Annotated in this window: 15 protein-coding genes and 1 riboswitch; of the genes, 5 read left to right on the plus strand and 10 right to left on the minus strand. The window is 40.5% G+C overall.

What is annotated here, in order from left to right; translation table 11 throughout:
• Positions 1 to 45: 45 nt before the first annotated feature.
• From ACTHRG_RS22570 to ACTHRG_RS22585, 4 genes are all read right to left on the minus strand, one after another.
• Positions 46 to 3,180 carry an AAA family ATPase gene (locus ACTHRG_RS22570; protein WP_076256181.1) on the minus strand — a complete coding sequence of 1,045 codons (3,135 nt, stop codon included), beginning with the start codon at positions 3,178 to 3,180 and terminating at the stop codon, positions 46 to 48.
• Positions 3,177 to 4,322, minus strand: coding sequence for an exonuclease SbcCD subunit D (locus tag ACTHRG_RS22575; RefSeq protein WP_076256179.1), 1,146 nt, complete (start codon positions 4,320 to 4,322; stop codon positions 3,177 to 3,179). The genes ACTHRG_RS22570 and ACTHRG_RS22575 overlap by 4 nt, the downstream gene beginning before the upstream one ends.
• 176 nt (positions 4,323 to 4,498) lie before the next feature.
• Positions 4,499 to 5,782, minus strand: a complete 1,284-nt coding sequence (locus ACTHRG_RS22580; protein WP_440232082.1) for a Na+/H+ antiporter NhaC family protein — start codon at positions 5,780 to 5,782, stop codon at positions 4,499 to 4,501.
• 86 nt (positions 5,783 to 5,868) lie between these two features.
• Positions 5,869 to 5,973: riboswitch (SAM riboswitch) on the minus strand.
• Positions 5,974 to 6,153: 180 nt separating this feature from the next.
• Positions 6,154 to 6,354: a cold-shock protein gene (locus tag ACTHRG_RS22585; protein ID WP_009334826.1), complete on the minus strand. Its 201-nt coding sequence runs from the start codon at positions 6,352 to 6,354 to the stop codon at positions 6,154 to 6,156.
• A 340-nt stretch (positions 6,355 to 6,694) separates the two neighbouring features.
• Here ACTHRG_RS22585 and ACTHRG_RS22590 point away from each other — a divergent pair, with 340 nt between their 5' ends.
• Positions 6,695 to 6,973: a phage holin family protein gene (locus tag ACTHRG_RS22590; RefSeq protein WP_319003799.1), complete on the plus strand. Its 279-nt coding sequence runs from the start codon at positions 6,695 to 6,697 to the stop codon at positions 6,971 to 6,973.
• A gap of 50 nt (positions 6,974 to 7,023) precedes the next feature.
• Here the strand turns inward: ACTHRG_RS22590 and ACTHRG_RS22595 are convergent, their stop codons facing one another.
• The gene (locus ACTHRG_RS22595) at positions 7,024 to 7,350 is read right to left on the minus strand and encodes a hypothetical protein (RefSeq protein ID WP_076256174.1); all 327 of its coding nucleotides are present in this window, start codon (positions 7,348 to 7,350) and stop codon (positions 7,024 to 7,026) included.
• Between the two features lie 127 nt (positions 7,351 to 7,477).
• Positions 7,478 to 8,233: an SDR family oxidoreductase gene (locus ACTHRG_RS22600; protein WP_076256172.1), complete on the minus strand. Its 756-nt coding sequence runs from the start codon at positions 8,231 to 8,233 to the stop codon at positions 7,478 to 7,480.
• Positions 8,234 to 8,805: 572 nt separating this feature from the next.
• Here ACTHRG_RS22600 and ACTHRG_RS22605 point away from each other — a divergent pair.
• Entirely contained in the window at positions 8,806 to 9,798 is a 993-nt protein-coding gene (locus ACTHRG_RS22605) for a permease (RefSeq protein WP_440232083.1), read from the plus strand.
• Positions 9,799 to 9,808: 10 nt separating this feature from the next.
• The gene (locus ACTHRG_RS22610; RefSeq protein WP_440232084.1) at positions 9,809 to 10,795 is read left to right on the plus strand and encodes a TIGR03943 family putative permease subunit; all 987 of its coding nucleotides are present in this window, start codon (positions 9,809 to 9,811) and stop codon (positions 10,793 to 10,795) included.
• A 44-nt stretch (positions 10,796 to 10,839) separates the two neighbouring features.
• Here ACTHRG_RS22610 and ACTHRG_RS22615 read toward each other — a convergent pair whose 3' ends face one another.
• Positions 10,840 to 12,528 (minus strand): methyl-accepting chemotaxis protein, encoded by a 1,689-nt coding sequence (locus ACTHRG_RS22615; RefSeq protein ID WP_076256166.1) that lies wholly within the window; start codon positions 12,526 to 12,528, stop codon positions 10,840 to 10,842.
• Between the two features lie 358 nt (positions 12,529 to 12,886).
• Positions 12,887 to 13,912, minus strand: a complete 1,026-nt coding sequence (locus tag ACTHRG_RS22620) for a VanW family protein (RefSeq protein WP_076256165.1) — start codon at positions 13,910 to 13,912, stop codon at positions 12,887 to 12,889.
• A gap of 335 nt (positions 13,913 to 14,247) precedes the next feature.
• Here ACTHRG_RS22620 and ACTHRG_RS22625 point away from each other — a divergent pair, with 335 nt between their 5' ends.
• Complete coding sequence (locus tag ACTHRG_RS22625; RefSeq protein WP_076256163.1) at positions 14,248 to 14,664, plus strand: DUF3992 domain-containing protein; 417 nt, start codon at positions 14,248 to 14,250, stop codon at positions 14,662 to 14,664.
• A 61-nt stretch (positions 14,665 to 14,725) separates the two neighbouring features.
• Here the strand turns inward: ACTHRG_RS22625 and ACTHRG_RS22630 are convergent, their stop codons facing one another.
• Together ACTHRG_RS22630 and ACTHRG_RS22635 are read right to left on the minus strand one after the other, a co-directional pair.
• Positions 14,726 to 15,076, minus strand: a complete 351-nt coding sequence (locus ACTHRG_RS22630; protein ID WP_076256161.1) for an S-Ena type endospore appendage — start codon at positions 15,074 to 15,076, stop codon at positions 14,726 to 14,728.
• 24 nt (positions 15,077 to 15,100) lie between these two features.
• Complete coding sequence (locus ACTHRG_RS22635; protein ID WP_076256158.1) at positions 15,101 to 15,583, minus strand: DUF3992 domain-containing protein; 483 nt, start codon at positions 15,581 to 15,583, stop codon at positions 15,101 to 15,103.
• A 186-nt stretch (positions 15,584 to 15,769) separates the two neighbouring features.
• On the opposite strand from ACTHRG_RS22635, the gene ACTHRG_RS22640 reads away from it, so the two are divergent.
• Entirely contained in the window at positions 15,770 to 15,952 is a 183-nt protein-coding gene (locus ACTHRG_RS22640; protein WP_076256156.1) for a hypothetical protein, read from the plus strand.
• Positions 15,953 to 16,048 lie beyond the last annotated feature (96 nt).

A 16,048-nucleotide genomic window follows, 5' to 3' on the forward strand; every position in this document is an offset into this window, starting at 1 on the left:
AGTATGGGAAAAAGGATAGGAGGTCTATCCTTTTTCTTCTGAATCCTAATTTAAAAATTGAAACTGTGTACGGCTTCCTGACTGGCTTGCAGTAACTTCCAGACGCACATCTATCCTTTCCTTCAGCTCAGGAACATGAGAGATGATGCCTACAAGCCTTCCGCTGCTCTGAATTTCGATCAAAGCTTCTATTGCCTGATCCAATGATTCGGGATCGAGTGTCCCAAATCCTTCATCAATGAACATCGTCTCAAGAGACACGCCTCCTGCGTATTGCTGCACCACATCTGCCAGACCAAGAGCAAGTGCAAGCGCGGCTTTAAAGCTTTCCCCGCCGGATAAAGTTTTAACATGCCTTTCCTGCCCAGTGTATTGATCAAACACAAGCAATTCCAGGCCGCTTTGTGCGTTGCCCTTTGAGCGGTCTGTTTTTCGAAGCAGCATATATCTCCCGCTGGTCATCTTCGATAAGCGTCCGTTGGCTTCCCTCAGTATATCATCTAAAAATGCCGCCAGGACAAAACGTTCAAAAGTAATACGGTAAGTGTTCTGCCCTTTGGAAATTTCATATAAGTGTCCGATTACTTTATACCTTTCCTCAAGGGTCTTCATATTTTCATTTATTTCTTTGACTTTTTGCAATGTCTCTTCATTTTGCTTTTTCTTCATAAACAGATTTGTATATTGTTCCTGCAGCTGTTTCAATTGATCATCCGTTTCCTGCAATAATAGCTGCAGGCTTTCCAGGTCAGGTTTTTCAATCCCTTCTAAGAGTCCCGCCAGTTCAGCGTATCTGTCATTAATAGAACGGACTTCTTCCCGATATTCCCGAAGTTCACCTTCAAGCTGACTGATTTGTTCTTCTGATTTTTTGGCATCCCGGTATTCTCCGTAGACTTCAAAACCCTGGTCCTTCATCCGCTGTACAAAATTCCGCCTTTCTGCTGCAAGCTTTTGCTCGATTTTAACAGCCTGCTTTTGAAGTGTCTCGAGCTTTGCCTGCTCTGCCATATGAACCGACTTTGCATCTTGATAAATCTGCTGGGCAGTTTCCAGCTGCCTTTGCATAATTTCAAGTTTTTCAGCCGCTCTTTTAAAACTTGATTCGTAAGCTTGAACAGACCGCAGGTTTTCAGGAATTGTGTCCGTCATCCTCGCTAAGTTGCTTCTCTTTTCCGCATGCATAACAGCAGCGTCATTTATTTGGCTTTGCAGAAGGTCAATTTCTGCAGCCAGAGATTCTTTCATCTCCTGTGAATTTTCTAACTCTGCAGTACAGTTTTCCAGTCTTAAAGATTTCTTCTTCAGCTCTGCATCAAGTGTCAGCAAATCCTTTTTTTGATCGGCAAGTGTATTTTTCAGCACAAGCAGACTTTCAGGTTTAAAATCAGGACGGTGCTTCTGTATTTGGGCTGTTAATTCCGCTAATCCACTTTCACTGGAATTCAGTTGTGACCGAGCTTCATAAAATGCAGACTGTGCTTTCGCTTTCTCTGCTTCCATTTCAGCAGCCTGTTTTTTTGCTTCCTTCAGATCTTTTTCATCAGGAATATCTTGAGGAGAGACAGCTGGGTTTGGATGGTGGTCTGAGCCGCAGACTGGACATGCCTCTCCGTTTTGAAGCCTTTCAGCCAAGATTGATGCCTGTCCATGAAGCCATTTGCCCTCCAGTTCATCTACAAGCATTTTGGCGTCAGTGAGCCTGGACGAAGTCTGCTCGAAATAACTTTTTTTCTTGCTGAAAGCATTCTGTGATGAGAGATGCTCTTTATGAAGCTCTTCATATCTATGAAGCCGTTCTATTTCGTCTGATAGTTTCTCCAGGTTTCGTTCATTCTCAAACTGTGTGAGCCTGCTCTTTTCAATGTCCTGTTTTTCTGCAGCAAGTGTTTTTATTTGCAGATCAGCGTTTAGGAGGGCTTCATCTTTCTGTTTTTTTTGAAGCCTGAGGTTTTCAAGATTTTTTTCAAGAGAACGGACAAGCTTTTCCACTTTTGCATACGAGAGAATATCTTCTTTCATACTTTGCAGGTGATTAACCTGTTCGGCAGCTTGTTTTCTTTCTTCCTCCCGGTTCTTTTCAGACTCCCATTTTTCCAGCTTTTCTTTTAGCAGAGATTCAAGAGTGCCTATTTTTTTCTGAAGTTCCTCAATATCGGCATGTGCCGCATCCAGATCCTTCTTCAGTTCATGACAGAGCTGCTCCTGCTGACTAAGCAGGGCTGCTTTCTGGGCGAGAGCAATGGCATTCTCATTGACAGTATATTGGTCTTTCAGTTCTTCAAGCTCTTCTTTCCGTTGCTTAAGCTCTTCTTTCGTCTTCAGCTGTTTAAGCACCATTTCAGCTTCATAGAGCTTTTGCTGAAGATGATCTCTCTTTTCCTTCTTTTTCCTGCCAGCTTCTGTCAGCTCGGCAAGACCTTCTGCCATCTCCTTAATTTCCTCTGTAAGAAGCGGCATGAGCAGTGTGTCATTGACACTTCCTGCTTCGAGGTATGATTTCAGCTCCCCGCTGTAAACAGCCTGCACATGATTAAAATACTGATCTCTCAATTTAATCTGTTCTTCTACCGTTCTTTTTAATTCAGTTGCATCTTCTTTAAGTTTTTCTTCGATGCGCTTGTATATTTGAGTATGAAATAACCGCTGCAGAATGATTTCCTTATCCTTGCTTTCAGAAGTCAGGAGCTTTCGGAACTCTCCCTGGGGAATCATCAGAATTTGCCTGAACTGATTGCTGTCAATGATCATAATTTCTTTTATCTTTTCATCAACATCCCTGACATTTGAAGCCAGGAGCTTTTGCTCTCCATTTTCATCATATATATACAGTTCTGCTTTTGCACTCACTGTTGTTGTCCCATCGCCCCGCTCTTTTTTCTTTTCCTGCTGAGGAGATCTTATAATATGATACCTTTTATTTCTTAAAATGAATTCGAGAGAAACCTCGGTTAGTGTATTATTTTTGGCAAACTGGCTCCGAAGTTCGGGGCCATTCCGATCCTCTCCGCTTGCCTTTCCATAAATGGCATAGCTGATGCCGTCAAAAATTGTGGTTTTGCCTGAACCCGTCTTTCCGGAGATGACAAACATGGTTCGATTTCCAAGTTCGGTAAAATCGATGTTTTCACTGTCTGCATAGGGGCCGAACGCCTGCATCGTTAATTTTAATGGCTTCATTTCAGAGCCTCCTCCCTAAGCACTTTTTCGATCACATCAGTCATTACCTGCTGTTTATCTTCTGTAAACTCAGAAGTGGTCATTTGTTCATAGAATTGTTTAAACAGATCAAGCTCCGACTTTTTCTCTTCCTTCATCGATAGGAAGGAGCTTTTTTTCTTCATATCTGTAACGGCTATTCTTCTTTCCAGGTGAAGAACATTGGGGTAGACCTGTCTCAGCTTATTAATTGGATCAAGCAATGCGCCTTCATCAAAAAGGGTGATTTTCAGATAGTCATCAAGATTCTGTTTTTCATAGAAGGCTGGATCCATCAATTGATCTAAATGCCCTTCGATTTCTCTCAAGTCTTTTTTGGGCTTCAGTGAACGGGTTCGTAAATCAAATTCGCCATTTTCCTTCATTTCTATAATAGAGATCGATTTTTCCTGTTTGGCCTCTGAAAAAGAATATTTTAATAGGGAGCCAGAATATCGAATCTTGTCATGCTTTATGGCATCAGGACTATGCAAATGCCCGAGTGCTGTATAAGAGAATGGATCAAAGCAGCTTGAATGGACACAGCCTGACCCGCCGACTGAAAGGGTCCTCTCCGAATCACTGGTAGAACCGCCCAGGACAAAAGCATGTCCGACAAGAACGTTCGGCTCATTTGGATTCAGGTGCTTTTCAATTCTGCTCACAATTGCCTTCATTGCATCATCATGTGAGTGTACACGGTCATCATCAAGCAAATGCCTGACCATTCCTGGTTCAGCATACGGAACCAGATAAAAGTTCACACCATTAATATGTATGGGCTTAAAATCATTTGCCAGTTTTCCAGACAAGTAGAACTTGCTTTGTTTGTACCAGGAGCTTCCAAATGACAGCCTTTCTGCACTATCATGGTTTCCTCCGATGGCAACCACAGGTGTATTAAGCTCTACATTTATTTTAAAAAGAATTTCATTCAGCAATTCTACAGCATCAGTAGGAGGTACGGACCGGTCATATAAGTCTCCTGCAATGACGACTGCATCCGGCTTTTCTTCTTCTACCACATCAATAAATTGATTCAAAAAATGGCGCTGATCTTCGGTCATATATACACCATGGACCAGCTTGCCCAAATGCCAATCAGCTGTATGGATAAATTTCATATCTTACACCCTCTTTTCCTTGCCACAGATTCTTTCTGCAATATTACCATTATACCAAATCAAAAAACGGCAGAGGCTCAGCAATATTTTACAGAACATTCGTTCTAATTATATCATCAATTATTTTTAAAACACAGCATTGTTCAAAGAAAAAAGAGCCCAGCAGGCTCTCTCATTTATTGCTTTTTTAACTTAGGAAAGTTGATCAGAATGGCAATAATACCGCAAATGCCAATTAATATTGGATAAATGGAATATGCCATGATGCTCACCGGCGAAATGGCAGCGAGCCCCGAAGCAGCTAGCATCTGTGCTCCATATGGGATAGTCCCTTGTACAAAGCAGGCAAATATATCAAGTATACTTGCTGATTTACGCGGGTCAATCTCATATTGATCTGCAATTTTTTTAGCAAGCGGCCCTGCAATAATAATGGCAATAGTATTATTGGCTGTAGATAGATTTGTCAGAGAGACAAGTGACGCAATACCAAATTCAGCTCCCCTGCGGGATTTTATTTTGCTGGTAGCCATGTGAAGCAAGTAATCTATTCCTCCATTAACCCGGATGATCTCCACCAATCCGCCAATGAGGATGGCAATAATCGCAAGGGTCTGCATACCGGCCATTCCCTCAGCAATCATCTGCAGGAATGAAACAAACGTATAGCTGCCGTCAGCAATTCCAATCAGGCCTGAAAGAAGGATTCCCCCGCTTAGCACAAGAATAACATTCATGCCAAACAAAGCTGCAGCCAATACGCCAAGATAAGGGACTACTTTTAAGAAGCTGAAATCTCCGCTAGTCACGACGCTTTCCTGACCTGCTGTTAAAATCGCAAGAGTCACAGCAGTAAGAACGGCAGCAGGCAGTACGATTAAAAAATTCACACGGAATTTGTCGGTCATTCTCGTTCCCTGAGTCCTGACCGCTGCAATCGTTGTATCAGAAATGACAGAAAGATTATCGCCAAACATTGCACCGCCAATTATTGCTGCCATGGCTAATGCTACTGAAATATCTGTCTCTGCTGAAATGGCTACACCAATTGGAGCAAGAGCGACAACTGTCCCCATGGATGTTCCCATCGATAATGAAATAAAGCATGCAATGATAAAAATTCCGACCATTAGCAGATTCGGCGGGATAAAAGAGAGTGCAAGGTTCACAGTCGAATCAACCGCCCCCATTCCTTTAGCCGTACCAGAAAAAGCCCCTGCCAGGATAAAAATGATGGCCATTAATATAATATCAGGATGTCCGGCCCCTTTTGTGAATATCTCTACTTTTTCCATGAATGGCTTTTTTCTGTTCATTGCCAGCGCAATTCCGGCTGCTGCGGATACAATGACAATAATTGGTATGCTGTTAAAATCACCCGTTGCTATGCCGCCGCCAATAAAAATAAGCAGGAAAGCGGCTAGCGGCAATAAAGCCCATGGATTGCCCCTGTTTTTCATTGAATTCTCCTTTATAAATGGATTTTCCAAGCAAAATAAAAAGACCCCTTCAAGCAAGAAGAGATCTTGATCTATCAATCGTTCTCTTCTTATCTGCCAAGCATCTGTGCTTGCTGGATTTGGCACAGCGCTCTGCAGAGCCCGCTGCCGAGACATCTTCGGGCCAGCCCCTCCGTCTCTCTTGATAAGTGAATAGTATTAAATTATTCTAAAATAACTCACGTTTGAACATTATACAGGAAACTCGCCAAACTTCAAGTTTTTTTTATACTGTATTGATGGTTGAATTATGAAATTTTCCAATAAGTTATTTCTGTAAAAAATAAACAGCCTGACCTAATGGCCAGGCTGTTTTTGTATGGGTGTGTCGATTATAGTTTAGTTACGTTAGCTGCTTGAGGTCCGCGTGCACCTTCAACAACTTCGAAAGAAACTTCTTGGCCTTCTTCTAAAGATTTGAAACCTTCAGATTGGATAGCAGAGTAATGTACAAATACGTCGTTTCCGTCTTCACCTTCGATGAATCCGAAACCTTTTTCAGCATTGAACCATTTTACTTTACCGTTTTTCATGAAAAAAATCCTCCTATTGGCTAGAAAAAGCCATGTGTAAATTCACCATATACACGCTTATTACTTTACGTTCATTACTCATCCAGACCATTGCCTAACGGTTGAAAAAGCAGCTAGCAAAATATAACACGATGCATAACGGCTGATTCAAATTTAGCACTTATAGGAATGAATGTCAACTATTCTGCGCGTCTTTGACAGCATTTTATCAAACTATTCCGTCTTTTTTGAACATAATAATTCCCAAGCTTATTAATAAAATCTCTTCTATTTTATAGACAAGCAGACAAACAACTTATAAGGGGATTTCATAAACTATATTAAAAACATTAGCCAGGGGGTGAGTGGATTGAACTTACTGGATTTTTTAAATCAGAATTATTACATGCTGGTCCCGGCTTTGTGGGTAATTGGGTATGCATTGAAACAGACACCCAAAGTTCCCGATTGGTCCATCGTATGGATTCTTGTAATGATTTCGGTTTCTGCAGGCAGTCTTGCATTTGGCTTTTCTTTTGAAGGGCTCCTTAATGGAATCGTTGCAGCAGGCGTGGCGGTGCTTGGACATCAAATGATGAAACAGACTATAGAAGGAGCATACAGCAATAAAAAGAAATAAGTAATATCAAAAAAGTTCATCCAATTGGGATGAACTTTTTATATAATCTATTATTTTAAGCCGGCCAGGACTTTTTCTATATCTTCGTTAGTCATTTCCTGTGCTTTTCCAAAACTGTATACATGATTCGACGCCCAGTAATCATAGAGCCTGGCAAGATCATTTCGGTCATATACTTTATTTGCAAACGTGCTGAAAAAATAAACGATTAGAACATTAACGACATTTGGCGGCAGCTGTTTTCTGTTTGCAAGCGTGCCCAAAGCGATTTTTTCCAATCCTCTAATGTTGCCGCCTGTTAAATACTTAACCATATCAAACGGGGAAGCAGTTTCACACTTTTGCACAAAATCAGGGTTATTTAATAAATTTAACATTGTTCTCTCCCCTCTATAACTTCTATTTATACACATTGGAGGAGATCAATAAACCCTTTTGGGTATTTTGTATCGAAAATGATATAAATAGCTATAATTTGTTAAGTAAATTTCACTTGCTTTCGTGTTAGCCGCGTATGAACCTTCCCTCAGAATGTATCACCTGTCCTGTTATCCACTTTGAATCTTCACCTGCCAGGAATGCTGCCAGATTAGCTGCATCTTCGGGCTGGCCGATTCTGCCCGCTGGAAACTTAGGCAAAAGGTGATTTCTTATCTCCTCATTCATCCATGATGAGTCAGTGGGTCCAGGGTTAATTGCATTTACTGTTATACCTAAATGGGCAATTTCTGTTGAAAGCGACCTGGTAAAAGCTGTTATGGCAGCTTTGGTAGAAGCATAAGCCAATTCGCCGGGCATTGGGCCAATCTCTTGGCCGGAAGTCATATTAATGATTCGGCCGTATGGCAAATTCCATTCTTGAAATCTTTTGGCGAATTCTGTGCAAAGAAGAAATACGGCTCTCATATTAACAGCATAGTGCGCATCCAGTGTTTTAGAATTAAACTCCAGATATCCATCTCTTGTTGAATGAGCTGCATTATTAACAAGTATCATCGGATTTCCAACTGTCAAGGCAGCAGATTCCAGCATCTTTTCTGCTGATTGAACATCCGATAAGTCAATTTCGAGACCTTTGCAAAGGACGCCAGTTTCCGATATTTCCTTGGTGAATACTTTTCCCCAAAGGGGCTCCGAATCCCAATAAGTAAAAAAAATATTAAAATTCTGGCTGGCTAATTTTCGGCAAATAGCTGCACCGATACCCTGATGGCTGCTGACACCTGTCACTATTGCAGTTTTATTCTGCTTTTCGATCATTCAGCGTTCCCTCCATTTAGGGCATGCCGGAACTGGCATGGAGATTAAATTCCAATAAAAATGCAGATACACAACAAGGTATCTGCGAATTTATGGTTTAAAATTCCACAGCAGACATTCCTTGTTCAATCATTTTATAAATAGACAAACCTCTCCCCAAAATAGCAGGCAGACGTTTATAAAATTAAAATGATTCAAGTTATGCCACATTTAGAATTTCAATTCCCCTTCCGTATATCTCCTAATTTGAGCATATCTGCAAGACTAGGAAAAAGCAACATAATTTTTCAATTGCTCTGTTATTTATGTCATTTTGTTTCCCTGTGCGTGGTATTTGGTTTTCTCTCCATCTCTGGAAGTGCCCGTGAGTATGGAAAGCATCTAATAAATCGTAATTGTTTCGATTTAAATCACATTAAAATTTTCATGCGATTGCAAGGATAAACTTTATATCCTTTTATCCTCCAATTCTCCTATCCTTTCAAAATGCTCATAATCCCATTTACAATATCATAAACTTAATATACAGTATAAAACGAAATCATTACGATTTTTAATTACAGGAGGATACTATGAACCGAGTTTTTCGCAGCCATATCATTGATATAACGGGCATTATGTTGATAGCCATTCTGGTATATTTAATATCTTTCAGCTCTGGATTAGGTTTATCTTTTGATATTCCGCCTTCCCTGTTAAACCTGAATGTAATCTTTATCAGCATTCTAATAGAAGCATTGCCTTTTGTGCTGATAGGTGTGCTGATTGCAGGGTTTATCCAAATTTTCATTACAGAAGACCATATAAAAAGGTGGATTCCAAAAAATAGAATGGCTGCTGTTGTCATGAGCTGTGTGGCTGGCGCACTTTTTCCAGCGTGTGAATGCGGAATTGTTCCTATCATCCGCCGGCTTATGTCTAAGGGTGTACCAGTTTATGCAGCGATTGGTTTTATGCTGACTGGGCCCTTGATTAATCCCATCGTCATTGCTTCTACATTCATGGCTTTTGGAAATGATTTTGAAATGGCTGGCTTACGAATGGGACTGGGATTTCTAATTGCCATTATCGTTGCCTTTAGCGTGAGCATCTTCTTTAAGTCGGGGGAATTGAAGAAAAATCTTCATTTACCCCACAGCAGCGAAAACCACCGTTCTTTCCTGGATCGGATTTGGTCTATGCTGACCCACTCGATTGACGAGTTTTTTGACATGGCCAAATATTTGATTATTGGCGCTTTATTAGCTTCCATTGTACAAGTCTATATGCCGGCAAAAACATTTCTGCAAAATGCTGATAATCCGGTTGCATCCTTACTGATCATGATGGGCTTTGCCTATGTTTTGTCACTATGCTCAGAGGCAGACGCTTTTATCGGTGCCTCATTCAGCAGCATCTTTCCTAAGTCTTCCATACTGGGATTCCTAATCTTCGGGCCCATGATCGACTTTAAAAATACAATCATGATGCTTAGTGTGTTTCGGATAAAGTTTGTTCTTGGCGTATTAGTTCTGACAGCTTCAGCAGTCTTTTTCACGCTGCTTTTTGTACAGAAATTCATTTAGGAGGATTGCTATGAAACTTCATTTTCAGCAGGCGTTGAGGGCGCTGATTCTTCTGGCTTTTTGCGGACTGATTTTTCAGCTTCATTATACAGGAGACATAACCAAGTATATTAATCCCAAATATGTCCGCTTAAGCCAATCGGCTTCCATATTGTTTTTATTTTTATTTTTTATTCAAATTACAAGAATATGGACTTTTAATAGAGAAACCGCTGTTCACGAATATCATCACGGTCAGGACTGCTCCCACCATGACGAGCATTCCTGTTCACATAATCATGATCATGGGGATACACCGTTTACAGTAAAAAAGCTGGTGTCTTGTTCCATTATATTATTTCCGCTATTAACAGGATTCTTCTTGCCTGCAAAAACGCTTGATGCTTCCATTGCTGAAAAGAAAGGTGGGCTTGCCCTACTTGGTAATCAAAAACAAGAGGTGAATACATCGGTTGGCTCTGATGAAAATGAAGATGTATCAGACTTTGAACTTGAAGACTTTTCTTTTGAAGAAGAGCTGGAAGAAGTCGAGGAGCTGGAGCATGACCTATCTGTAAATGAGGAAGCAGAGGAAATATCCAATGAAGAGTTTGAGCAATTAATAAAGGACCTTTATTCGGCTCCTGCTATTAAAATGGATGATAAAGTTTTTAGTTTGTATTATGAGGAAATCAGTAAAGATATTGATAAATTCATTGGCAGAGAAATTGAATTTCAGGGATTTATATATAAAGAAGAAGGACTTGTTTCCAATCAGCTTGTCATTTCAAGGTTTTTGATTACCCATTGTGTGGCAGATGCAAGTATGATTGGCTTTCTATCAGAAATGGAGGAAGCTTCGAAACTCTATGATAATATGTGGGTCAAAGTTAGCGGAGTCATAGATAAAGCAGCCTATAATGGAACAGAGATCCCGATGATTAAAATTAAGGAATGGAAAGAAATTGAGGAGCCGTTTATTCCATATCTGTATCCTTTAACCATTAAAATCTTGTAATAAATTTCAAAAGGGACTCAAAAAGGGACTCAGTTGAGTCCCTTTTATAATTTAAATCTCGAAACAAGTTCCTGCAATTCTTCAGAAAGTTTTGCAAGAGCCCCTGCTGATGAAGATACTTCTTCCATGGTGGCGAGCTGCTCTTCTGTTGCAGCTGAAGTTTCCTGTGAAGCTGCTGCATTTTTTTCTGAAATGTCCTGAACATTTGACATGACATCAATAATCTGGGTGGTTAAAGCAGTCAATTCTTCTACTGAGGATGAGACTTCTTCGACTTTATATGTTACATCACCCATTGAATTGGCGATCTCAGCAAAAGCCACACTTGCTTCCATTGTATCTTCGAGGCCATCCCTTACCTGTTCATTTCCTTTTTCCATTGCCAGAACGGCATGCTTTGTTTCTTCCTGAATAAGCCCTATCATTTGCTGAATCTGAATGGCAGATTGCTTGGATCCCTCTGCCAATTTACGGACCTCATCAGCGACAACCGAAAAGCCTCGCCCATGCTCACCTGCCCTTGCAGCTTCAATGGCTGCATTAAGTGCGAGCAAATTTGTCTGCTCTGCGATAGTGGTAATCAATTCCACGATATTGCTGATTTCTTTTGATCGGGATTCGAGGGTATAGATATGCTGAGCAGCACTGCCTACTGTAGTATTTATTTCATTCATTTGCCTTACAACATTATCGACTGAAATAGTGCCTTGTTTAGTTAAAAAATCTGCCTTTTCCGCTGCTTCAAGCATCAGCTCGCTGCTTGAAGAAATCTGCTGCATTCCGGAAGAAATCTCATCCATTGAAGAAGATACCTCTCTAAAACGGTAAAGCTGCTGTTCAGTTCCCAGAGCATTTTTCTGTGAAATAGCTGCTACCTGTTCAGAAGCCAAAGAACTTTCTTCTGCACTTGCAGCCAGCTGCTCACTGCTTGATGCAACTTGTTCTGATGTGCTTCTTACCTGGCTGACTACAGACCTCAAATCCTGGACCATCTTATTTAATGATAAAATAAACGTTCCTATTTCATCCCGGTTTTTTACATTAATAGAGGTCTGACTTAAGTCTCCTCCTGCCACTTTGTCTATCGCTGCTGCTGCCAGATTAATCGGCCTGGATATCATTCTGCTTATAAAATAAGCGATCAGCATGGCAGCAATAACGGCTGTAATTGTAATAATTAAAGTAATCGTCTGAGAGGATTTAACGCCCGAGACAGTTTCATTTATCCCGGCATCTAATTGGGATTCATAATATTTTACAAGTTCATCCGCTTTTTTGTTAAAATCCTGGCTGACCTGTTTATCGGAGGTTTCAACTAATGACATATAAGCATTATTTTCCTCAAGCTTAAACTTAATTTCTTTGTCAATAATGCTCTGGTAGCGATTATGGAGCAATTCCAGCTCTTTCGCCAATTCCTTCTCCTTCTTAATGCCGGCTAATTCATTCAATTTATTTATATGATGCTCCATCCTCTTGCGGGAACTTTCATAGTCACTCAGATATGTAGAGTCGCCTGTCAGGAGATAGCCGCGGATTCCCCCTGCTTCATTCATAAGCTCTGCCTTCAGTGTTTTTACAAGCATCACTTCAGAGACATTATCATCTATTAAACTTTGATAATTTCTGTTAACATTACCGAGTTCATAATTTGATAAACCGGCTACAAGACCAAATAATAAAAGGACAGACAAAAACCCGAGGAACAGTTTTTTTGCCACAGATAATTTCATGCCTTTTCCTCATTTCCAGATAGGATAGGATATTCTACTTATAATTTAACATGAAACTGCTGGTAAGTCAGGCACTTTTTACCTATTGGTTCATATATTTACAGAATATTCTCATCCTTTCGCAATCATTTGCATAATTAGACAAAAAATGCCGCTAATCCGGCTGGCAGATTAGCGGCGACTATGCAGACCAAAGATCCTTAGGGAGGAGATCTTCTATATTATTGTATTAAAAGTGACCGGAATGGTGTGGACAAACCCCTCCGCTATTTGCTTATTTTTCGTTAAATAAGTATTCAGTGCATTAAAAACAGCTAAGGCACCAAAACCGGAAATATGGCTTAGGTGCCTGATGCAGTTATACTGCTTTCTTCAGCATTCCCTCATATTTTTTTGCGGTTCTGATTTCAATTGTTAAGACACCATTTCCGAAGTTTGCTTTTACAAGAAGCGGGATGCCGGTTGTGTTTTCAAATCTGAAGTCTTTGCCTCCATAGGAAACGGTTGCATCCCGGCCCTTTGGGACATAACCCACCGTTACAGAATGGTGGTGTTTTTCTACATAACTGACCCCGACTTTATCAACTGCGTTGTATAGAGTGGAGGATGTTTGGCAAATACCGCCCCCAATCCCCATTACGAGCTTGCCATTAATGGCTTCCTCTGCAGGCTGATATCCATGCGCTTCATCACTGGGCCCCACTGTTGTATTAAAAGAAAAGTGATCTCCCTCACCAAGAATGATATTATTGATGGCTTCTGCTGAGAGTTCAATGTTTTTTGTCCTGCCTGCCACGCCGCTGTTAAAATTGGTAGTATAGGATGCGACGACTACTTCTCCTAAATGAGGTACATCAGCAGGATCATAACCGCTTTCTGAAACATAAAGCGGCAGCTCAACATCCCCGCCGCTTACAGAAGCAGCGAAGATCTTATCCACTAATTCGCTTTCTTCAAGTATAATCTCAGGCTGCCCTTTAATGATATTGCCATCGGGACCAATTTTGTCAAGGGTCATCCTTTGATCAAAGCCTTTTATTGTATCTGTTCCGCGCGCTATTTCCTTGGCCCATTGGGCAACATCTGCTTTATATTTTTCATCATCCTCACCAAATCCCATTTCAGCAGGCCTGAAGGTCTTTAGCACTGCTTTTGTATCAGGATCAATGACATTAACCACAACCGGCTTTATTTCTTCCTTCTTTTCCTCCTCTTTAGCCTGCTCCTCTGCCGTTGCCTCCTCTTTTGTCTTATCTTCTTTAGACTTCTCTGCCGCGGCCTTTTTCTCCGGCTCATTATCGCCGGCAGTTTTTCCTGAACACCCGGCTAATCCTATGAAACAGACAATTAACAAAAGTGCTATTCCCCATTTTCGCTTAGTCATTTTTCCCCCAGCTTTTTTAAATATTAGCTTCCTTTCTCTATGCAGGAAGCTGTTTCCATTTTCTAATTGTATTCACCGACGGATAGGGGTATTCCTGCAACTCTGCAAGTTAAGTTGTACCTTTTTACCTATTTTGAAAAACGCCTGCGAACTGCAGACGTTTTTCCAGACTAAGTTTAACAGAAGAGAAATCAATTCTGGAAAATAACTCACTGAGCTCACAGCTCTTTAAAATTCACTCTTGTGATAGGTCATTCCTACAAACAAAAAAGAAACAAGCTAATATTATAATAGAAAAAGGAGGATTGAGTTTTATGTGTTCCAGCTGTAATAGCATGTGCTGCTGTTGTCCGGATGAGAATGGGGGAAATGGCACTGCAGGCCGTCCCATATTAAGCGAAAAATTTTGCGGGACATTTGAATTAGACTGTGGTAATCAAGCGAGCCCTGACCGTATTGTTTGGAGGTCGATACAAAATAATGTACTCGCTCCAGTCGTAGGGACTATGACTATCACTTATAATGGAGGATGCGCTGACACTTTAGTTGCTAATTTGCTCAGAAACGGTGTAACTGTAGGTTCTTTAACAATTCCTGAGCCGGAAGGACAAGGCAGTGTTCCAAATAGTAAATCCCTTACAGTGCAGAATTTATTTGATTCCCTTGAAATCCTTTGCCTTGGACAAGGTGCTAATGATTGCGAAGGGCAATATTGTCTAAATATCCACTATCCTTCCCCATTTAACCAATAACTTCTTTAAATTTAAAAGGAGAACCACTGATTCTAAATTCATTGGGGCTCCTTTTTCAATATTATGGAATTAGCCTTTTATATAGAGTAATGCAGAATTTTCCCGAAGCATTTGGCGGTGCTGTTATAGTAAATTCACTTGGAGTGATAACAGCCAATGCTGCTGAGTTGCCGGGAGGTACAGGACCAACTCCCGGACTGCCGGGTGCCGTAATATTCCCTGTTACGGAACCTGGACTGCCTGTAGAATTAAATATTTCAAAAGTGCCTTCTATATAATCTTCTGCCGGAGCCCGCCATACAGAGAGTCGGTTAATCCCGCCTGTTCCTCCTGAAAAATTCCCGCAAATTTTCTCCTGAAAAATTACAGCTGCAGGACAGCATGGGTTATTCGAACTTTTTGAACAGCTCATATACATTCCTCCTAACGATACGTATTAACATACTATTTCATAATGAAGGGATAAACAGTAAGTTCCTCTGCAAGTAATTCCTTCATTTCCTGAACAAGCAAAACCAATCCGTGCCAAGACTCCGATTGTAGCAGACTTTGTCTGACCTGCTGAAACTGTAAAGATCTCTTCTAAATCTCCTCTTAAACTGGGGGAAGCAAGGACACTTATATCACATGATCCTTTGTTAACAACAGAAATAGTTGCTGCAGGTATGTTTCTGATCCCTCTTGCAGTCCAATATATTTCAGCGTCGTCTCCACAGATTTGTTCTATATTACCGCAAACTTCATCATGAACAAGCTCCTTTTTGAGGAAAGAAGGACCAGGAGGCTTTGGATAATGATTATGATCAGGTCTTCCTTGATCTCTATGGCTGTGCTGGTCATGCGGATGGGGAATTTCATTAACATGATCTTCACATCTGCACAAATCCTCCCGATAGTTACATGAGGTACAAAATTCCATACTCATCACATCCTTGTAGTCATTTCTCTACTATAGTATTAAAGGAGCGGACAAGATGCCTGTGCTTTTAACTGTGTTTTTGAATGGCACCTAATTAAGATCTTACCAAGATTTCCTCAATTCCTACTTGACTAATCGGATAAATATGAATTAAAATATAACTAACAATAAGGGAGGGTTCATTACATGCCATTAAACAGAGAAACGTTAATCAGCAAATTATTATCGCTTTCTAAATTCCAGCATAATCACAGCTTGTTTAATTTAAGTGACCGAAAGCTGGAAGCTCTGTATCTGGATCATATTCTTTTTTCTCCTCACCCTCACAGCGGACATCAATCAATTAAATTAATTGGAAAAAATAGATAATAAAAAAAGAGGGAATCCTATAAACTGGCACCTATTTCAAGGACAATATAAAAAAAGAGGTTAAGCAGCTAGAAGATGATTCCTATATTGAATGGG

The organism is Cytobacillus sp. SAFR-174, assembly GCF_051964675.1.
Taxonomy (GTDB): domain Bacteria; phylum Bacillota; class Bacilli; order Bacillales; family Cytobacillaceae; genus Cytobacillus.